Consider the following 19882-nt stretch of genomic DNA (forward strand, 5'->3'; position numbering starts at 1 on the left):
GTGCCGGCCGTACGGCGTTCGACGCGAGGGCGAAATCTGGCGACAGTCATCGAACTTGTGCACCAGGAGGCCCCATGTCCCCGTACGCCGCAGGCCGGCGCTGTGTCCACCGTTCCGTCGCCACGGGCGTGCCGCTCGCCGTGCTCGCCGCTCTCGTGGTGGCGGGCCCCGCGGTCGGCGCGCCCGCGGGGGACGCGCGGGTCACGGGCTCCGCGACGCTCGGGGACATCCCTCTCGGCACGTTCAGCAACGGGCTGCTGCCGGGCACGGTGGCCGACGACCGGGGTGTGGACCTCGGCGGCATCGGGAGCGACATCTACCCGGCAGGCCGCAAGGGTGAGTTCTGGACCGTCACCGACCGTGGCCCCAACGGCCAGATCAAGGTCGACGGCGTGAAGCGCCGGACGTTTCCCGTGCCCGGCTTCGACCCGGCGATCGTGAAGATCCGGGTGTCCGGTGACGCGGTGAAGGTACTGGACGCGATACCGATCACCACCGGTTCGGGCAAGCCCGTCACCGGCCTGCCCAACCAGCGGGCACGCGACGAGGCTCCGTACTCCTACGACGCGACGACACCGCTCTCGTACGACCCGAACGGTCTGGACACCGAGGGGATCGTGCGCTCCAAGGACGGTGGTTTCTGGCTCGTCGACGAGTACGGGCCCTCGTTGGTGCACGTCTCCGCGCGCGGGAAGGTACTCGCCCGGTACGTCCCCAAGGGGCTGAACCTGACCGGCGCGGGTTATCCGGTGATCGAGGCGCTGCCCGCGGTGCTGCTGCACCGGAAGATCAACCGGGGCTTCGAAGGGCTCGCCCAGCTCCCGGGCGGCGACCTGGTGCTGGCCGTGCAGAGCCCGCTGTCCCTGCCGGACACGGATGCGGGCGAGGAGTCCCTGACCGCGCGTCTGCTGCGCTTCTCACCGAAGAAGCGGGCCGTCACCGCCGAGTACGCGTACCGGTTCGACGCGGTGGGCGTGGTCGATCCGGGCGAGGACGACCCCTCGGAGCTGAAGATCTCGTCCGTGGTGGCCGTGGGCCGCGAAGAGTTGCTGGTGGAGGAGCGCACCGACAAGGCCGCCCGGTTGCAGGTCGTGAAGCTGAGCCGCGGGGCGGACATCCTCGGGGACAAGTGGGACGACAGCACGACGTCGCCGTCCCTTGAGCAGTTGGAGGACCCCGCCGCGGCCGGTGTTCCCGTGCTGCGCAAGCGTCTTGTCGTCGACCTCGGAAAGGTGAAGGGGATCCCCGGGAAGATCGAGGGCGTCGCGCGCGTGGACCGTGACACGCTCGCGCTGATCAACGACAACGACTTCGGGATGACGGACGGCACAGGGGCCTTCGACGCCCAGGGGCGCCTGGTGGACAGCGGGATCGAGACCACCGTGACGTACGTACGCCTGCCGCACGGGATCTGAACGGACGGCTCCGCCCGGCGTTCGCGTCCCCCGCTTCGTCCGCTCAATTCTCCACGCGCGCGTGGTTCACTTCAGTGGCTCGGTGAGCTTGCGGTTCCCCCGGGCGTCGTCGGCGGCCAGGCTGCACGCGACGTTGTCGATGCCGATCTTGAATCCCGCGGGGTCCGGGTACTGCACCAGCGTGCCGCGGACGGTGTCGGCGGGCTGCTTGGCCGCCTTGCTGTCCAGGGGATCCCTGCAGAGGCCCGATGCCGCCTTCTTGAGGGCGGCATCGGTCGTGTACGCGCCTTCCAGTTCGGTCACCGTCACGACCTCGGCATCGTGCTTCTGGTCGCACGGACGCTTCACCGCCTGGCCCGGCCGGCTGTCGTCGATGTCGAAGCAGTCACCGGTACGCAGCATGTAGTACGGCACTTCGTCGCTCGCGAGGGACGGGAGCAGCGACTCCACGCCGCTGGGCAGCTCGGACGGCACTCCCGAGGGCAGGGAAGGCAGTTCGCTCGGCAACTGCGACGGAATGCTCAATGAGGGTGACGGCAGCCGCCCTTTGGAGGAGCTGCTCTCCGTCGGCGGCTTCTTGTCCGACGAGCCGTCACCACTGGTGACCACCAGGGCGACCGCGGACACCGCGCCGATCCCCAGGAGCACGGCCAGCAGGATCAGGAGCGTCCTGCGGCGTCCACCGGGGCCGCCCGGCGATCCAGGGGGCGGCGGTGACGGTGGAGGCGGCTGCCAGCCGCCTCCTCCCCCGCCGTTCCATGGCGGACCGCCGTCTCCCGGCGGTGGGCCGTAACCGTCAGGAGGAGGGCCGAAGCCTCCGGGCGGGGGACCATATCCGCCACCACCGTACGGCGGCGTGTTGTCCGGCGGCCGAGGAGGCTCGGGCGGTAAGGGCGGCGTGGCCATACCATCAAGAGTCGCCTCGAACCGGTCACGAAGCGACCCCTGCGCGGAACTTGATACGGAACTCGATACTGGAATCGCTCCGTGACCCGTCACGAACTCATGGCGTGGACCCCATGATTCCGGACGCCTCCGCGCAGAGGTCGTTCGTCGGCCTTGTACGTGATCAGCCGCGAGCACCCAGCAGGTGGTCCATGGCCAACTGGTCGAGACGCTCGAACGCCATCCCGCGCGCGGCGGCCGCCTCGGCGTCGAAGCCCTCGAAGGACGCGCTGTCGGCCAGCAGCGCCTGGAGGCCGTCCGCGGCGGTGGGCTGTGCCAGTTCGTCCAGACGCGAGGTCCGCAGGGCCTCCTGGACCTCGGGGTCGGCCCGGAAGGCCGCGGTCCGCTCCTTCAGGATCAGGTAGTTGCGCATGCAGCCGGCGGCCGAGTCCCACACGCCGTCGTAGTCCTCGGTCCGCGGCGGCTTGAAGTCGAAGTGCCGCGGGCCCGCGTAGCCGGCCGTCTCCAGGAGGTCGACCAGCCAGAAGGCGGAGCGCAGATCGCCCGCTCCGAAGCGCAGGTCCTGGTCGTACTTGATGCCGGACTGGCCGTTCAGGTCGATGTGGAAGAGCTTGTCCGCCCACAGGGCCTGGGCGATGCCGTGCGTGAAGTTCAGCCCGGCCATCTGCTCGTGGCCCACTTCGGGGTTGACGCCGTACAGCTCCGGCCGCTCCAGGCGCTCGATGAAGGCCAGCGCGTGTCCGACCGTCGGCAGGAGGATGTCGCCGCGGGGCTCGTTCGGCTTGGGCTCGATCGCGAAGCGCAGATCGTAGCCCTGGGTGGTCACGTACTCGCCGAGGAGGTCGAAGGCCTCCTTCATGCGGTCGAGCGCGACCCGTACGTCCTTCGCGGCGCCGGACTCGGCGCCCTCGCGGCCGCCCCACGCCACGTAGATCTGGGCGCCCAGCTCGACCGCCAGATCGATGTTGCGGATCGTCTTGCGCAGCGCGTAGCGGCGCACGTCCCGGTCGTTGGCGGTGAAGGCGCCGTCCTTGAAGACGGGGTGGGTGAACAGGTTCGTGGTGGCCATCGGCACGGTCATACCGGTCGTGTCGAGAGCCTGCCGGAAGCGCTTGATGTGCGACTCGCGCTCGGTCTCCGAGGACCCGAAGGGGATCAGGTCGTCGTCGTGGAAGGTCACTCCGTGGGCGCCGAGTTCCGACAGGCGCTGCACCGATTCGACCGGGTCCAGGGCGGCCCGGGTGGCGTCGCCGAACGGGTCCCTTCCCTGCCAGCCGACGGTCCACAGGCCGAAGGTGAACCTGTCCTCGGGGGTGGGCTGGTAGTTCATGCCGCGGCTCCTTGCTTGCTCCGACTATTTCGTCATGGCGCTTAACAAATTAGTATGCGGAGGCATCCCTGGGAAGAGACAAGATGTCCCGGAAGAGGGACAGCGGGCGGAATCCGGGCTGTGCCACCCTGGAAGAAACCCGAAAACACCAGGTCAGACCCCGCGGAGCCGCGGAAGAGGGAGAGCTCGATGTCAGCAGCCGAGGGTCCGCTCGTCGTTGGCGTGGACACGTCCACCCAATCCACCAAGGCCCTGGTGGTGGACGTGGCCACCGGTGACGTGGTGGCGAGCGGTCAGGCGCCGCACACCGTGTCCACCGGAGCGGGCCGCGAGAGCGACCCCCTCCAGTGGTGGGACGCGCTGCGCGAGGCGCTGCACCAGTGCGGGGACGCGGCACGCGAAGCCGCGGCGGTCTCCGTAGCCGGTCAGCAGCACGGACTCGTCACCCTCGACGCGCAGGGCGCTCCGGTGCGTCCCGCGCTCCTGTGGAACGACGTACGGTCGGCGCCGCAGGCCCGCCGCCTCGTGGAGGAGCTGGGCGGGCCCAAGGCGTGGGCCGAGCGCACCGGCAGCGTGCCGGGGCCGTCCATCACCGTCACCAAATGGGCGTGGCTCGCCGAGCACGAGCCCGAGTCCGTCCGCGCCACCGCGGCCGTACGGCTGCCCCACGACTACCTCACCGGACTCCTCACCGGGCTGGGCACGACCGACCGCGGCGACGCCTCCGGTACGGGCTGGTGGGCGTCCGGGACGGAGGCGTACGACGAGGAGGTCCTCGGCCACGTGGGGCTCGACCCTGCCCTGCTGCCCCGGGTGGTCAGGCCCGGCGAGGTCGTGGGGACCGTCCGCGACTCCGCCGATCTGCCCTTCGCGAAGGGCACGCTGGTCGCTCCCGGCACCGGTGACAACGCCGCCGCCGCGCTGGGCCTGGGGCTGCGCCCGGGCACCGCTGTGCTCAGCCTCGGCACGTCCGGCACGGTGTACGCGGTGTCGACGCGGCGGCCCGCCGACCCCACCGGAACCGTGGCGGGTTTCGCCGACGCGCGGGGCGACTGGCTGCCGCTGGCCTGCACCCTCAACTGCACCCTCGCCGTGGACCGCGTCGCCGCCCTCCTCGGTATCGACCGCGAGGCCGTCGAGCCCGGTACGAGCGTGACGCTGCTCCCCTACCTGGACGGAGAGCGAACCCCGGCCCTGCCGCACGCCTCGGGCCTGCTGCACGGGCTGCGGCACGACACGACACGGGGGCAGCTGCTCCAGGCCGCGTACGACGGCGCGGTCCACTCGCTGCTCGGCGCCCTCGACCTGGTGCTCGACGAGGACGCGGACCGTTCGGCGCCGCTCCTCCTCATCGGCGGGGGCGCCCGGGGCAAGGCGTGGCAGGAGACCGTACGACGTCTGTCCGGGCGTCCCGTTCAGGTGCCCGAGGCCAAGGAACTGGTCGCGCTCGGCGCCGCCGCGCAGGCCGCCGGAGTGCTGACCGGTGAGGATCCGGCGGCGGTGGCCCGGCGCTGGAACACGGCACGCGGGCCGGTACTCGATGCCGGTGAACGGGACGAGGCGGCGCTCGCGCGGATAGCCGGGGTAATCTCCGACGCGGCCCCGCTGCTGGAGCGGGAGGCCCATCAGCGCTGACGGCCTCGCCTCCGGGGAGCGGGGGCCGGTAGTCGCCTCCGTGCGGCGGCACCGGCTCCCCGGGCGCCGCCGCACGGACAGGACAGCCCTCAGGGGACCGGCCGGACGAGGACCGACTCAGGCAAATGACAGCACCCCTCCACGAGGCGCACCCCAGCAGTCCCGGCCGACGGCTGCCCGATACACAACAAGGCATGCGGCGGCGCAACCTCTCGCGGGTGCTGCACACCGTGAACGCCGACGGGCCGCTGTCCCGTGCCGCCGTCGCCTCGCGCATCGGGCTGACCCGGGCGGCCGTCTCGACCCTCGTGGACGAACTGATCCGCTCCGGCCTCCTCGACGAGCTGGGCCCCGAGCGGCCGGGGCGGGTGGGGCGGCCCGGTTCGGCGCTGGCGCTGAGCGGACGCGGCCCGGCGGGGATCGGCGCGGAGATCGGCGTCGACCACCTCGCCGTGTGCGCGGTCGACCTGCGCGGCAAGGTGCGTGCGCGGGTCGTGCGGCACGGCACCAACCGCGGCCGTGCGCCCGAGCCCGTACTGGGTGAACTGACCGCGCTGATACGCCGGATCGTCGCCGAGGCCGACCAGGAAGGGCTGTGGCCGGCGGGTCTCGCCGTCGCCGTGCCCGGTCTGGTGGCGCGCGACGCCCGGACCGTGGTGCGCGCCCCGAACCTCGGCTGGCTCGACACGGACCTCGCTCCCCTGCTGCCCGACGTACTGCCGCTGACCGTCGACAACGAGGCGAACTTCGGCGGACTGGCCGAACTCTGGCTCAACGAGGACGCACCGCGCGACTTCCTGCACGTCTCCGCGGAGATCGGCATCGGTGGGGCCGTGGTCGTGGACGGGCGGCTGCTGCGCGGGACGCGTGGCTTCGCGGGCGAGCTGGGACATGTGCCGGTACGGCCCGAGGGGCCCGCGTGCGCCTGCGGCGGGCGCGGCTGCCTGGAGCAGTACGCGGGCGAGGAGGCCGTGCTGCGCGCGGCCGGCCTGGAACCGGGCGAGGACCGGGTCGGCCTGCTCGCCGAACACGCCGCGGGAGGCGACAAGAACGTACGGCGGGCCTTGCGCGACGCCGGTACCGCGCTGGGTATCGCGCTGACGGGTGCGGTCAATCTGCTGGACCCCGAGGCCGTCGTGCTGGGCGGCGCACTGTCCGGGCTGGCGCCCTGGTTGCTGCCCTCGCTGGAGCGGGAGCTGGCCCGCAGGACGGCGGGTCCCGCCTGCTCGGTGTCGGTCTCCCGGCTCGGCCCGGAAGGCCCGCTGCTGGGCGCCGCGCACTCCGTCGTACGGGCCGTGCTCGACGATCCGGCGGCGGTGGGGGGCGGGGCGTAGGTCTGGCGGGTGCGGCAGGTCCGGCAGGTCCGGCAGGTCCGGCAGGTGGGGTCTCGCTTGTTGTTGGCGTCCAGGGGTCGTAATCACCCTTTCGGGTGGCCGAGTTGTCCACAATCACAGTGCTGTCCACGGACCTGGGCGGGCCTCTCCTCGCCAACCGGCAAGACCCGTACCGTGTTTCACGTGAGAACCGCGCGACTACGAGTTCCCGCACGAAACCGGCGCTGCCCCGACTCGTTGAGCCCTGTCCCCCACGTCGTCCCTCCGAGAGGAAACCTGTGGACCGAGCCAAGTACCTGCCAGCCACCCTGCCCAGTCGGCGGCGCCTGCTCCAGAGCGCGGCCCTCGCCACGCTCTCCACCGCACTGCTCCCCACCACGCGGGCCGACGCGGCGCCGCGGGGCTTCGACTACCCGCAGTCCGAGTGGTCCCCGGCAAGCCCCTCCAACTACACGGTGGCCAACCGTCCGACGAGCCACCCCGTCGACTTCGTCGTCATCCACGTGACACAGGCGACGTACTCGGACACCCTCGCGATCTTCCAGAACCCGAAGAAGCAGGTGTCCGCGCACTATGTCGTCAGGTCCGCCGACGGCCACATCGCTCAGATGGTGCGCGAGCGCGACATCGCCTGGCACGCGGGGAACTGGGACTACAACACCCGCAGCATCGGCATCGAGCACGAGGGCTGGGTGGACAAGCCGGAGTACTTCACCAACGCCCTGTACGAGGAGTCGGCGAAACTCACCGCGGCGATCTGCACCGAGTACGCGATTCCCAAGGACCGCTCACACATCCTCGCCCACTACGAAGTACCGGGCAGCGACCACACCGACCCCGGCCCGAACTGGGACTGGACGCGCTACATCAGACTCGTCAACTTCGCCTGACCGTCCGAGAACCGAGGGTCGAGAAGCATGGGTCGAGGACCCGAGGTGGGGACCCTGGGGTGAGGACTCAGGGGTGAGGCCCAACGGGTGGGCGTGGTCGTCCCGACGGACCGCGACGCTTGTCCGCGTCCACCACCCGAGTGACGATGTCACCAGCCGCATCACGTCCAGTCCCATCGCTTTGCGGGAGGCCGGGTTGACCGATCCATGGGTGGCCCTGAATCCGGGCGCCGACCCTGTCGAGCGGGTTCGCGTGCTGCGCCGCGCCCACGACACGTTCACCGAGGCGGGTACGGTCTCGCGACCGGTGCGGTCCGTGGTGGCCGACTCGTGGCGGCGTTCGGCGCGGGCCGGGGTCGGACCGGACGGCTCCGCGTGTGTGGAACTCTCCGACGGAGACCTCGGGGCGTATCGGGCGGAGCACCCGTTGGCCCCGGTGATGCCGCTGTTCCGTGAACTCATGGGCACGTTCGCGTCGGACGGCGAGCACCTCCTCGCGGTCTGCGACGCGCAGGGCAGACTCCTGTGGGTGGAAGGCCATCCCGCCACCCGGCAGAAGGCGGACGGTATGAACTTCGTGCCGGGCGCGCGATGGGCGGAGTCCGCCATGGGCACGAACGCACCGGGTACGGCGGTCGCGCTCGACCGGCCGGTGCAGGTGTTCGCGGCGGAGCACTTCATCCGGCGTGTCCAGCCGTGGACGTGCGCGGCGGCTCCGGTGCACGATCCACGCACGGGACGGCTGCTCGGCGCCGTCGACATCACCGGCGGGGACGGGCTGGCGCATCCGCACAGCCTGGGGTTCGTCCAGGCCGTGGCGCGCGCCGCCGAGTCCCAGTTGGCGCTGCTCACCCCGATACCGGCCGCCACCGACGCCCTGCAGCTGACCGCCCTGGGCCGGGACGAGGCGCTTCTCGTGGCAGGCGGCCGCAAACTGCGCCTGAGCCGCCGGCACAGCGAACTCCTGGTGCTGCTGTCCCGGCATCCGGACGGCCTGACCGGCGACGAGTTGCTGTGCTCGCTGTACGAGGACGAGTCGGTGACACCGGTGACGCTGCGCGCGGAACTGGCCCGCCTGCGACGGCTGCTCGGCACCGGGATCCTCGGTTCACGGCCCTACCGGCTCGCGATTCCGGTCGAGTCCGATGTCGCGGTCGTGGAGCGCAGACTCGCCGCCGGTGCGATCACGGCGGCTGTGGCGGCGTACGCCGGGCCGTTGCTGCCCGGTTCCCAGGCGCCGGCGGTGGTGCGGCTGCGCCGACGGCTCGCGGACGGACTGCGCGCGGCGCTCGTCTCCGGTGGTGACCCCGACCTGCTGGCGTGCTGGGCCCAGGAGTCGTGGGGCGAGGACGACCTCGACGTCTGGAGGGCGCTGGCCGCCGCCCGCCCGACGGCTCCGGTACGGGCGCGGCTGACAGAGCTGGAGGCAGAACAGTCGGCGTACCCGTGGCGGGCCCGCCACTGACGAGCGCGGCCACAATTACGACCACGACCAGACCTCAACTACGGCTACGGCTACGGCTACGGCTACGCGACTATGACCGTGGTCTCGTTCCCATCCCCATCCCAGCCCTTGCTGCCCCCTCGCCATCCACCATCCGCCATCCGCCACGCAACGTATCTGCAACCTCTCCGTCCCTACCCTCGCCGCGAGAGCTGTCCAACGGCGGGCGGCCCTTCCTCGGGAGGCACAGCACATGACTCGTTACGCAGCGCCCGGCACCGAAGGCGCGATCGTCTCCTACCAGTCGCGGTACGACCACTTCATCGGCGGCGAGTACGTGGAGCCCGCTCGTGGGCAGTACTTCGAGAACCCGAGTCCGGTGAACGGGCAGCCGTTCACCGAGATCGCGCGGGGCACGGCCGAGGACGTGGAGCGGGCCCTGGACGCGGCGCACGCCGCCGCACCCGCCTGGGGCCGCACGTCGGTGACCGCGCGGGCCGACATCCTCCTCAAGGTCGCCGACCGGATGGAGGCGAACCTGGAGAAGCTCGCGGTCGCGGAGAGCTGGGAGAACGGCAAGCCGATCCGGGAGACCCTGGCCGCCGACATCCCCCTCGCCATCGACCACTTCCGTTACTTCGCGGGGGCGGTCCGTGCGCAGGAGGGGTCGCTCAGCGAGATCGACGACGACACGGTGGCGTACCACTTCCATGAGCCGCTGGGCGTCGTGGCGCAGATCATTCCGTGGAACTTCCCGATCCTCATGGCCGTGTGGAAGCTGGCGCCTGCGCTCGCGGCTGGCAACGCGGTCGTGATCAAGCCCGCCGAGCAGACACCGGCGTCCATCCACTACTTGATGAGCCTGATCTCGGACCTGCTGCCGCCTGGCGTCGTGAACATCGTCAACGGCTTCGGTGTGGAGGCGGGCAAGCCGCTGGCGTCCAGCGCGCGGGTGGCGAAGGTCGCGTTCACCGGCGAGACCACCACGGGGCGGTTGATCATGCAGTACGCCTCGGAGAACATCAAACCGGTCACGCTCGAACTGGGCGGCAAGTCGCCGAACATCTTCTTCGACGACGTATGGGCGCAGGACGACGCCTTCCGGGACAAGGCGCTCGAAGGTTTCACGATGTTCGCGCTGAACCAGGGCGAGGTGTGCACCTGTCCGTCCCGGGCGCTCGTCCAGCAGGGCCACTACAGCGAGTTCCTCGACGCGGCTGTCGCCCGCACCGAGTTGATCAAACCAGGTCACCCGCTCGACACCGAGACGATGATCGGCGCTCAGGCCTCCAACGACCAGTTGGAGAAGATCCTCTCCTACCTGGACATCGGCCAGCAGGAGGGGGCCAAGGTCCTCACGGGCGGCCACCGTATCGAGTACGACGGGGAGTTGGCGGGTGGGTACTACGTACAGCCGACGATCTTCCAGGGGGACAACCGGATGCGGATCTTCCAGGAGGAGATCTTCGGTCCCGTCGTGTCCGTCACGTCGTTCGCGGACTTCGACGATGCCATCAAGCTCGCCAACGACACGTTGTACGGACTCGGTGCCGGGGTGTGGACGCGGGACATGAACACGGCGTATCGCGCGGGGCGTTCGATCCAGGCGGGCCGGGTGTGGACGAACTGCTACCACGCGTATCCGGCGCACGCGGCATTCGGCGGCTACAAGCAGTCGGGCATCGGCCGTGAGAACCACAAGATGATGCTGGAGCACTATCAGCAGACGAAGAACCTTCTGTGTTCTTACAGCCCTCAGAAGCTCGGCTTCTTCTAGAGTCTCGCGTCGGTTGCCTGGGGTCTCCGTTCCGCTCCGGGCAACCTTCACACGTGTTCCGCTCTCCGCTCTCCGCTCTCCGCTCTCCGCTCTCCGCGATCACCTCAGAGTGGACCGGGCATGGGAAGTGACCGTCAGGCGGCTTCGGCACCCCTGTAGCGTGGCCGTCTGCCGCATGGGGTGCCATGTGTCCGGACAGCCCGTAGGAAGGGCGTTCGGCAGCGAGCCAGCGATGAGAGTGCGATGAGTGAACTGACGAAGCCCGAGGTCGACGTTCCCGAGGGTGACGCGCCTACCGAGTTGACCATCCGGGACCTGGTCGTCGGGGACGGGGCCGAGGTGAAGTCGGGCATGGTGGTCAGGGTCCACTACGTCGGGGTGGCCTTCGAGTCCGGGAAGGAGTTCGATGCCTCCTGGGACCGGGGCCAGCCGTTCAAGTTCGCCCTGGGCGGTGGCAGGGTCATCAAGGGCTGGGACCGAGGGGTGAAGGGGATGAAGGTCGGCGGTCGACGCGAGATCATCGTTCCCCCACGTCTCGGGTACGGCAATCAGTCGCCATCACCGTTGATCCCGGCGGGCTCGACCCTCCTCTTCGTGGTGGACCTGCTGGACGTGTACCGCGGCACAGCCGGGTGGACCCACGCCTAGCGCCCATCGCGACCGTTCACCCGCTGTGCGCCATCCGCCACCCGACCCACCGACCCACCGACCCACCGTCCGGCATCCGGCATCCGGCATCGGACAACCTGACGGCTCGGCGATGAGTTTTCGAGGCTGCGTCGGTCAACCGCTTCGACGCACGCTCACACGCCTACTCCTGAAGGAGGAGTCTGATGGCAAGCCTCATGGTGGACTTCATCATCTCGCTCGACGGATACGCCTCCGCTGAGGGCTGGCCCGGGTTCTGGGGCCTGGAAGGGCCCGAGTACCTCGCCTGGCTCGACAGTGACGGCGAGAAGCAGCACGTCAGCCTGATGGGCGCCACGACCTACCGGCTGATGTCGGGTTTCGCCGCCCAGGCACCCGACGACCCGGGCTTCGCCGAGCTGAACACCATGCCCAAGATCGTCTTCTCGTCGACCCTGAAGGAACCCCTGGACTGGCCGAACACCACGCTGGTCACGGAGGATGTCATCGACGCCGTGCGGGACCTGAAGAAGAACACGGCACAGCCCCTGCGCACCCTCGGCAGCCTCACTCTGTGCCGCTCGCTGCTCGCGGCTGGTCTCGTGGACCGCTTCCGCGTCGTCGTCTTCCCGGTCATCACCGGAGCCACCGGGAAAGAACGGATCTTCGACCAGTACCCCGACGTCCGCCTCGAACTCGTCGAGAACCGCACCTTCGACGGCCGACTCCAATTGCTGGAGTACGCGCCCACCGTCCTCGACGGGCCGCCCACCACGAACGGCTAGGTGGCGTGCGGGGAGCGGTGGGGCTGTCGGTGCGGTCCCGTGTCGTGCCGACTCGGCACGACAAGCAGTGCACGACAGGCAGTGCACGACAGGCAGTCGGACTTCTGACTCACGGACGCATGAGGTAGGAAGACATCCGTGATCGAACCGCCCCGGACCGCCACCCAGCACGCGTTCATCGCCCTCGCGCCGCCCGACGACGCGAAGGACGAGCTGGCGCACGCGCTGAGCCCGGCCTACGCCGCCTGCCCCGACCTGCGCTGGAACCGCATCGAGGACTGGCACATCACCCTTGCCTTCCTGGGCGAGGTGCCGGTGCAGGTCGTGCAGACGCTTCGTTCACCCCTCGCTGATCTCGCGGCCACCCGCCCCTCTCTCGAACTGTCACTGCTCGGTGGCGGTCACTTCGACGAGCGAGTGCTGTGGAGCGGCATAGCGGGCGATGTCGACGGACTGCATGAGCTGGCCGAAGCGGTACGGGCGCGGGTCAGGGACTGCGGCCTCGCCTTCGTCGAACGTCCGCTGCGTCCCCACCTCACGCTGGCCCGCGCTCGCCGCTACGACAACGCGTCCGTGACGGCGGCGGCCGCCTGCCTCAACGGCTTCACCGGCCGCCCGTGGCAGACCGAACGCCTCCACCTGGTCGGCAGCACGGTAAGCGGCCACCCGGGTCCGCGGCGCTACCAGGACATCGACGCATGGTCACTGGCCCCTGCTTACTGATCTTCCGCCCTCGCCATCCTCGTTTCCGCATTCACCCCCAGCGCTGCGGCGCAACCTGACAGGTGTCAGGACAGTGGCCCCCTCTCCCCTGGTTGTCTTGCAGCGGCGCCGCCGGGGTTCGGCACATGCGGCGCCCACAGCCCGAGCCGTACTCGCCGTACGCGCTCTGCTCGCTGTACTCGCTGTTCGTCGACCCAGGGGAAGGCATCGTCATGACCAGACGTGCAAGGGCCAAACTAGTCTGCACCGCCGCCGCCGGCGTACTGCTGGCAGGCGGAGTCACCGTCGCCGTGCCGGGTACGGCACTCGCGGCCCCGTCGGACTGCGAGCGTGGCGCCAACGGCTTCCGCGACATCGCCGACAATCTGGCCGGTGTCCCCGCCGGCCCGGCGGACAGGACGCTGCACCCCTCCGACCCGCAAGGGCTCATCGGGCGCATCAGCCTGCGAGCAGTCAGCATCGACAACAAGGTGTACGGGTTCGCCGCGCTCGCGGCCCCGCGTACCGGAGACGAGATCTGGATGGACTGGACTCTGAACGGCCGGGATGTCCATGTCCAGTGCGGACCCTTCAGGGCAACTCGCGACGGCTTTCCGCTGACCAGCGCCGCGAAACTGACGGACAACAGCCCGAACTACCGGTTCCGCGCCTGCGGAGGCGGGGGTGGCCAGGTGGTGCAGTGCACCGACTGGTGGTAGCCGGACCCGTCCACCTGACAGCGCGCTCCGGCATCCGTGGATGCCGGAGCGTGCTGTCGCACCACGACCGCCCTGGCTTGATCGCATCGCTCGCCCGCTCTCAACACCCCCTCACAGACAACCCACAGCCACTCCGCCTCCGTCCTAGGGGACGCGAGAGGCGCCCGGGACCGACGGGACGTCCGCGCATGCGGTGGTGAGGAGTGGATCATTGATCCGTACCCGGCGAATACGTGTGACCGCCGTGGCGGTGCTGGTGGCCCTGGCGGGCTCGCCCGGACCGGCACAGGCCGAACAGCCGCACGAGGCGGGGCTGTTCAGCGCGAAGGACGACCATCCGCTGCCGCCGGGGTGGCGGATCGGCGGGGAGCGCGGGGCGCGTGAGCTGGTCTGGCGGGCGGCGAAGGCCGTGCCCATGGGGGATGCGCGCGTCGAGTTCCGTACCGGGGACCGGCTGCTCGGGGTGCCGGAGCCGGCGAGAGACGGGCGGACGTTCCGGCTCGCCCTCGGCGAGACGCGGCCCGAGCAGCTGTCGGATCTGCAGGTGACGGCTGCGGGGCGCCGGTTGGACGCGGCGGCCGACGACACCCACAGGTCAGGCCCGCACGTACCCCGCGTACCCGAGAAGGCCCGGACGCAGGTACCGGCGAACGGCGTCGATCCGGGCAGGCCCGGTGCGTACCGTACGGTCACCGGGGAGTACGACCTCGCGCCCGTGCGGCTGCCCGGTTTCGACACCCCGGTGGAGATGACCGCCGAGGTGGTGGCGCCGAAGGGGGCCACCGGCAGCCGGCCGCTCGCGCTGTTCCTGCACGGCCGCCACGACACCTGTTACAAGCCGGGCTCCGAGGACGACGTGACCGGCGACTGGCCCTGCGCGGACGGCTACAAGCCGATTCCGAGCCACCTGGGCTATCTGCGCGACCAGCAACTGCTGGCCTCGCAGGGCTATGTGACGGTGTCGATCTCGGCGAACGGCATCAACGCCCAGGACTGGCAGGCCGAGGACGCCGGCGCGCAGGCGCGTTCCTCGCTGGTACGGCAGCACCTCGCCCACTGGGCCGACTGGACCGCCCGGCGTTCCTCCGCCCCGGCCCCTCGCTCCTCCACCCCGGCCGTCGTGCGTGAGGCGGCGAAGGCGGACCTCTCCCGGGTGCTGCTCGTCGGTCACTCGCGCGGCGGCGAGGGCGTCAACCGGGCCGCCATGGACAGCCTGTACCCGCCGCCGGCCGCCGAGGACGGCTACCGGGGCCCGGTGCGCTGGAAGGTACGCGGGACCGTGCTCGTCGGACCGACGATCTTCGGTCGGAATCCGGTCGCGGACGTGCCGTCCGTGACGCTGCTGCCGGGCTGCGACGGCGACGTGTCGGACCTCCAGGGCGAGGACTTCGTCGACGGGACGCGCGGGATCGGCCGGGGCACGGCACTGCACAGCGCGGTGTACATGGTCGGCGCCAACCACAACTACTTCAACAGCGAGTGGACCCCGGGTGAGGCCGTCGCGCCGGCCAGGGACGACTTCACGATCGACCCGGAGGAGCCGGACCCGGTGTGTACGCCGGGTACCGCGACCCGGCTGACCGCCGCCCAGCAGCACAAGGCGGGCGCCACGTACATCGCCGCCGCGGCCCGGCTCTTCGTCGCCGGGGACGACCGGGTGCGTCCGCTGCTCGACGGTTCCGGCAGGCGGGCCCCGTCCGCGGACCCGGCGCGGGTGCTGACCCACGCGGTCGGGGCCCGCCGCAGCGGTGGTTTCCTGCCGGACGGCGGGGTGGAGGTGACCGGCGCCCGGCTGTGTTCGGCGGCCGATCCCGACCCGGCCGTGGCCTGTCTGGACCCGGAGACCCCCGGATCGTCACCGCACTTCGCGTCGTGGGAGACGGAACAGGAGACCGGCCGTAGCGCGGTGGACCTGAAGTGGTCCGCGCCGGGCTCGGCCGCGCGTATCACCCCGGCCGAGCCGCTCTCCCTCCGCGGCTCGCAGAAGCTCGCGCTCCGGGTCTTCGTACCGCCGAACACGACCGGCACGACGTTCGACGTGTCCCTCACCGACTCGTCCGACCGTCGGGTGACGCTGGGCTCGGTCCGGGTGGACGGACTCCCGGGTTCCGCGCGCACCGCCTCCTACTGGGCTCAGGAGCTGCGCGTCCCGCTGACGGCCGCGAACCGGGCCGGACTCGATCTGCGGCGGGTCACGTCCCTTGAGCTGACGCCCCGTTCGCCGTCCGGGCGGGCCTGGCTGATGGACGCCTGGGGCTGGGCGCCCGGTACTCCGGCGGTGCGGGCGGCCGTACTGCCGCGTGTCGACGTGGGCCGCACGACCGTCGAGGAGGGCGACTCGGGCACCCGCACCTACCGGATCCCGGTCGAGATCTCCGGGCACGGCAGCGGGCAGGTCCGCGTGTACGTCCTCGACCCGGAGAGCGGCCGGGCCGAGAACCGCCTCGTGACCGTACGGCCCGGCAGTGACGCGATCGACGTGCCGGTCGAGGTGAGGGGCGACACGGTCTACGGCTACGACGTGGAGCACGACATCGCCGTCGAGGCCGTCCACCACGCCGTCGTCGGCAAGCACCGGGGCGGGATCACCGTCGCGAACGACGACCCCGAGCCGGTGGTCACCCTGTCGCCGGTCGCGGACCGGGTGACCGAGGGAGAGGCGCTGACCTGGCGGCTGTCCGTGGACGCGCCCGCGGCGGTGGACATCTGGCAGCCGGTACGGGTGCTTCCGGTCACCGAGGGCGCCGAGCTGTCCACCAGGGACGTGGACCCGCGGTGGCTCGCGGAGTGGTCCGGTGAAGTGCCCGACCCCGAACGGCCGCTGTCGGACGCGAGCCTGTGGGCGTGGCTGAACATCCCGCCCGGGGCGACCGGCGTGGACTTCGTCGTACCGACCGTGCGGGACGAGGTGGCCGAGCCGGCCGAGTCGATGCGCCTCGCCATGACCGACAACAACGCCGAACCGCTGCCGGGCGGGCCGGTGCTGACGGGGACGGTGCTCGACACACCGTAGGCGAGTTCGAGGCCCGGTGTTCCGTGACGCGGTCAGGGTGCGGGTGGCGGGGTGAGGAGGGTGTGGGCGGCGGTCAGGATTCCGACCGTACGGGGGAAGTCCTTGAGCTGGTTCAGCAGCGAGTCCAGGGCGGGCAGCAGGCACCGCGGTGGGACGCCGCGGGCCGCCAGGATGTCCGCCGTCCACGTGATGAACCTGGTGAACAGGTCGGGGTCGTCGACGTAGAGGGCGGTGGCGAGGTAGCTGACGATGAAGTCGATGTCCTCGACGGTGCGTTCCATCTGGTACTGGCTGTACTCGCGCGTCTCGGGAGACCTCTCCTCGACGTCGGCGAGGGTCTGCTTGACCAACTGGAGCTTTGTTCGGCGGACCATGGTGTATTCCTGGTCGCCCAGGTGCGGCAGGTCCAGATCGGGCAGGCGGGTCGCGTGTGTACCGGACGGCGTCAGCCGGCCGAGCAGGGCGGCCGCGTCAGGTGCGTCCTTGGCCCACTCGGCCCGCATGAGCCGGGCATAGCGGCCCTGCGGACCGAACGCGGCCCCTCCGGCGAGTACCGGAAGGCCCGCTCCCTGGCACGAGCTGATCGCGTTGTGCGCGCCGGGCAGCAGCGTCGGGATGGACGAGGACAGCAGCACCGCCTGTGCGCGGGTGCGGCGCGCGTGCGCGACCAGGTGCTCGGTGGGGACCTGCGCCCCGAGATAGTCGACCCGCCAGCCCCGTAACCGCAGCACCTCGCTGACCAGACGTGCGGGCAGGGAGTGCCACTCGCCGTCGACGCACGACACCAGAACCCTTCCCACGCACGTACCGGTGACGGCGGGCGCGGTGGCGTCGGCGACGGCCGCGACGCACCGTTCGCTTATGGCCGTGGCGGCGTGTTCCTGCGCCACCGTCATGTCGTTGGCCGCCCAGGCCCGGCCCATCCGTTCCTGCGCCGGCGCGATCAGTTCGAGCAGAACGCGCTCGCCCGCGGCACGCATTCGTGCAGCGGCCGAAGAGTCGGCAGGGGTTGCCCGCATGTGCGCTGGCACCTGCACGTGCTCTGGCGCCCGCACGTGCTCTGGCGCCCGCATGTGCTTCGGCGCCCGCATGTGCTCCGGCGCCTGGGTGGGTTCCACCGCCGCCCGGTTGCGTTCCGTTGCCGTCTGCCGGCGTTCTGCCTCCTGCCGGTGTCCTGCCGTGTCGAGCGCGCGGCGCACGATGGCGACGGCGCGAGTCTCGTCGCACTCCCCCAGCGCCTGCCACAGTTGCTCTCGCGGCTCGGCGAGGGAGTGGACGTCCTTGCCGTCGGTCACGCGTTTCACCTTTCCCTGGGTGGTTCGTTCACCGTTGTCGGACAGGTGTCGCGGGGCGCGCCGATCGCGAGAACGGCCATGTCGTCGTGCGGGCCCTCTCCCACCCACTGGGCGATGACCATCTGCACGCGTTCGGTGATCGCTTCGGGCGGCATCCCGGCGCACTGGGCCAGTACGGCGCGCAGCCTGTCCTCGCTGAACATCACGTCGTTCAGCGGCCCACCGCGCGCTTCGGTTATTCCGTCGGAATACAGCAGGCAGGTCTCACCGGGTTGCAGGGCGACTTCGGCGGTCCTGAACGCGATGTCGGCGAACACGCCGATCAGTGTGCCGTCGGTCGGGGCCTCTTCCACCTGGCCGGTGACGCGCACGATGAGCGGGGCGGGATGGCCCGCGCTGGAGATGCGCAGTCGCACCCCTGCGTCCTGGCGCACAGCGGTGACCAGGACCAAGGTCACGAAGGGTGTCCGGTACGAGGACAGCAGTGCGCCGTTGAGGAGGGTCAGCAGGCGGGTGTGGTCGGCGGCGAAAGGAATCAGCGCCTGAAGCGCGTGGCGCACTCTGCCTGCCACGACCGCCGCTTCCAGCCCTTTGCCGCACACGTCACCGAGTACCGCGACGGTCTCGGCCTCCGGTGTGTCGGCCGGGTAGAGGTCGTAGAAGTCACCGCCGACGAGTTCGTCCGCCACCGAGGCGCGGTAGCCGCCGGAGAAGCAGATGCCGTGTACCCGGCCGAGTGAGGGCGGCAGCAGGTCGCGTATCAGCACGTCGGTGCTGTGCGCCTGACGGGTGTGGCTCCGGGCCACGGACAGGGCTGCGCCCGCACGTGCGGCGAAGAGCTGGGCGAAGGACTCCTCGGCGGGGGTGAACTCGGTCTGCCGGCGGCGGCGCAGGAGGATGAGGCATCCGGTCGGCACACCGTGGCCCGGTAACGGCACCACGGCGACGGAACCGATGTCGGCGACGCCGCCCGTGAACCCCTCGGGTACGGCCCAGGACGGCACCTCGCGGGGATCGATCCAGCGGGAGGACACCGCGGGAAGCCCCTGTAACGCCTCGGCGAGGCCCGGCAGTTGTCCGGGATCCAGGGCAACCCGCTCCTGCACCACGGGCCCGTCGGCAGTGCACCGCGTCACGGGGAAGGTGCGTCCGTCGCCCGTCCCGACCACGACAGCCGCGTCCGCCAGGTCCCGGGCCGCCCGTCTCGCGGTCATCGCCGTACAGCGGTCGACGTCCAGCGAGGTGAGCAGGTCGGAGGAGAGCTCCTGCAGCAGTCCGGCTCTCGCCCGCTCGTGCGCCAACTCCCCCGCGGCGCTTACCGGGGTGCTTGCCGTCGTGCTTGCCGGGACGCTTGCGGGAGTGCTTCCCGGAGTGCTCTCGACGACCAGCCACCAGGTCACCGCGCCGTCCACGCCCGGTGCGGCGAGCGCCTTCACCCAGTACGCGTCGATCCGGCCCTCGGCCCAGGCCGACGGGTCCGGGGCGCCGTCGGCCCGCGCCGACAACTCCTCCCCCGCGCCGCCGCCCAGCCGCATGTGTGCCTCGGTCAGCCAGGCGGGCGCGATCTCGCCCAGCACGACACCGGCAGCGACCCGCGGCAGCAGCACGGCGGCCTGCGCGTTGTGGGACAGCACGATGCCGGACGCGTCCGCCGTCACCGCCGGATACGGTTCGCGACGCCGCGCGGCAGGACCCGCACCACGCGTGCTCGTCTGCTCCGTCTGCTCCGGCGAGTGCTTCGGCAAGCGCTCCGGCAAGGAGACCATCGATTCGGAACCCGCTGGCACGGACCCCCATCACCCTTCCACTCGAAAGCAGGAGACCCGCAGATTACCGACGGCATATGACTACAGACAGTATTTGGCGATACCTCCGACAACGTCTCGCCGACTACTGGACAATGCGCGCGACTCGGGCCGGACGGCGCATCTGACCGCCTCGCATTTTAAGTCAGTCGGTTGACTTAATCAGCGGGCAGGTGTCTAGTGATCGTGAACGTCGGCTCAAGGA

General features: G+C 70.7%; 15 protein-coding genes. 11 read left to right on the forward strand and 4 right to left on the reverse strand.

Annotation, left to right across the window (positions count from 1 at the left end; all coding sequences use genetic code 11):
• Window positions 1-74 precede the first annotated feature (74 nt).
• Window positions 75-1415: an esterase-like activity of phytase family protein gene (locus tag IE278_RS20040; protein ID WP_189774216.1), complete on the forward strand. Its 1341-nt coding sequence runs from the start codon at window positions 75-77 to the stop codon at window positions 1413-1415.
• Between the two features lie 66 nt (window positions 1416-1481).
• On the opposite strand, the gene IE278_RS20045 is transcribed toward IE278_RS20040, so the two are convergent.
• Together IE278_RS20045 and xylA are read right to left on the reverse strand one after the other, a co-directional pair.
• Window positions 1482-2063, reverse strand: a complete 582-nt coding sequence (locus IE278_RS20045) for a hypothetical protein (protein ID WP_189774218.1) — start codon at window positions 2061-2063, stop codon at window positions 1482-1484.
• A 421-nt stretch (window positions 2064-2484) separates the two neighbouring features.
• Window positions 2485-3651, reverse strand: a complete 1167-nt coding sequence (gene xylA, locus IE278_RS20050) for a xylose isomerase (RefSeq protein WP_189774220.1) — start codon at window positions 3649-3651, stop codon at window positions 2485-2487.
• A gap of 189 nt (window positions 3652-3840) precedes the next feature.
• On the opposite strand from xylA, the gene xylB reads away from it, so the two are divergent.
• The 10 genes from xylB to IE278_RS20100 all read left to right on the forward strand — a co-directional run bounded on the left by xylB (window position 3841) and on the right by IE278_RS20100 (window position 16577).
• Entirely contained in the window at window positions 3841-5286 is a 1446-nt protein-coding gene (gene xylB, locus IE278_RS20055) for a xylulokinase (RefSeq protein WP_189774222.1), read from the forward strand.
• A 125-nt stretch (window positions 5287-5411) separates the two neighbouring features.
• Window positions 5412-6620, forward strand: coding sequence for an ROK family transcriptional regulator (locus tag IE278_RS20060; RefSeq protein WP_189774224.1), 1209 nt, complete (start codon window positions 5412-5414; stop codon window positions 6618-6620).
• Window positions 6621-6898: 278 nt separating this feature from the next.
• On the forward strand, window positions 6899-7510 hold the full coding sequence (locus IE278_RS20065; RefSeq protein ID WP_189774225.1) for an N-acetylmuramoyl-L-alanine amidase: 612 nt from the start codon (window positions 6899-6901) through the stop codon (window positions 7508-7510).
• Window positions 7511-7706: 196 nt separating this feature from the next.
• On the forward strand, window positions 7707-8975 hold the full coding sequence (locus tag IE278_RS20070) for a GAF domain-containing protein (RefSeq protein ID WP_189774227.1): 1269 nt from the start codon (window positions 7707-7709) through the stop codon (window positions 8973-8975).
• A 232-nt stretch (window positions 8976-9207) separates the two neighbouring features.
• A complete protein-coding gene (gene exaC / locus IE278_RS20075) occupies window positions 9208-10731 on the forward strand; it encodes an acetaldehyde dehydrogenase ExaC (protein ID WP_189774229.1) in 1524 nt (507 codons plus the stop codon).
• A 243-nt stretch (window positions 10732-10974) separates the two neighbouring features.
• Window positions 10975-11379, forward strand: coding sequence for an FKBP-type peptidyl-prolyl cis-trans isomerase (locus IE278_RS20080; protein ID WP_189774232.1), 405 nt, complete (start codon window positions 10975-10977; stop codon window positions 11377-11379).
• A 185-nt stretch (window positions 11380-11564) separates the two neighbouring features.
• Window positions 11565-12143, forward strand: a complete 579-nt coding sequence (locus IE278_RS20085) for a dihydrofolate reductase family protein (RefSeq protein ID WP_189774234.1) — start codon at window positions 11565-11567, stop codon at window positions 12141-12143.
• Between the two features lie 138 nt (window positions 12144-12281).
• On the forward strand, window positions 12282-12866 hold the full coding sequence (gene thpR, locus IE278_RS20090) for an RNA 2',3'-cyclic phosphodiesterase (protein ID WP_189774236.1): 585 nt from the start codon (window positions 12282-12284) through the stop codon (window positions 12864-12866).
• Between the two features lie 125 nt (window positions 12867-12991).
• On the forward strand, window positions 12992-13564 hold the full coding sequence (locus IE278_RS20095) for a hypothetical protein (protein WP_246570414.1): 573 nt from the start codon (window positions 12992-12994) through the stop codon (window positions 13562-13564).
• Window positions 13565-13775: 211 nt separating this feature from the next.
• Window positions 13776-16577 carry an alpha/beta hydrolase gene (locus IE278_RS20100; RefSeq protein ID WP_189774238.1) on the forward strand — a complete coding sequence of 934 codons (2802 nt, stop codon included), beginning with the start codon at window positions 13776-13778 and terminating at the stop codon, window positions 16575-16577.
• A gap of 32 nt (window positions 16578-16609) precedes the next feature.
• Here the strand turns inward: IE278_RS20100 and IE278_RS20105 are convergent, their stop codons facing one another.
• Both IE278_RS20105 and IE278_RS20110 read right to left on the reverse strand, forming a co-directional pair.
• Window positions 16610-17872, reverse strand: a complete 1263-nt coding sequence (locus IE278_RS20105; RefSeq protein WP_246570416.1) for a cobalamin-dependent protein — start codon at window positions 17870-17872, stop codon at window positions 16610-16612.
• A gap of 5 nt (window positions 17873-17877) precedes the next feature.
• Window positions 17878-19530 (reverse strand): PP2C family protein-serine/threonine phosphatase, encoded by a 1653-nt coding sequence (locus IE278_RS20110; RefSeq protein WP_246570418.1) that lies wholly within the window; start codon window positions 19528-19530, stop codon window positions 17878-17880.
• Window positions 19531-19882 lie beyond the last annotated feature (352 nt).

This window comes from Streptomyces tauricus, from assembly GCF_014650955.1.
Taxonomy (GTDB): domain Bacteria; phylum Actinomycetota; class Actinomycetes; order Streptomycetales; family Streptomycetaceae; genus Streptomyces; species Streptomyces tauricus.

Bases quoted from the DNA above. Each gene is read 5' to 3' on its own strand.
- IE278_RS20080 (WP_189774232.1), top strand. From the start codon at position 10,975: ATGAGTGAACTGACGAAGCCCGAGGTCGACGTTCCCGAGGGTGACGCG.
- xylA (WP_189774220.1), bottom strand. From the start codon at position 3,651: ATGAACTACCAGCCCACCCCCGAGGACAGGTTCACCTTCGGCCTGTGG.
- IE278_RS20095 (WP_246570414.1), top strand. From the start codon at position 12,992: ATGCGGCGCCCACAGCCCGAGCCGTACTCGCCGTACGCGCTCTGCTCG.
- IE278_RS20085 (WP_189774234.1), top strand. From the start codon at position 11,565: ATGGCAAGCCTCATGGTGGACTTCATCATCTCGCTCGACGGATACGCC.
- IE278_RS20040 (WP_189774216.1), top strand. From the start codon at position 75: ATGTCCCCGTACGCCGCAGGCCGGCGCTGTGTCCACCGTTCCGTCGCC.
- xylB (WP_189774222.1), top strand. From the start codon at position 3,841: ATGTCAGCAGCCGAGGGTCCGCTCGTCGTTGGCGTGGACACGTCCACC.
- IE278_RS20060 (WP_189774224.1), top strand. From the start codon at position 5,412: ATGACAGCACCCCTCCACGAGGCGCACCCCAGCAGTCCCGGCCGACGG.
- exaC (WP_189774229.1), top strand. From the start codon at position 9,208: ATGACTCGTTACGCAGCGCCCGGCACCGAAGGCGCGATCGTCTCCTAC.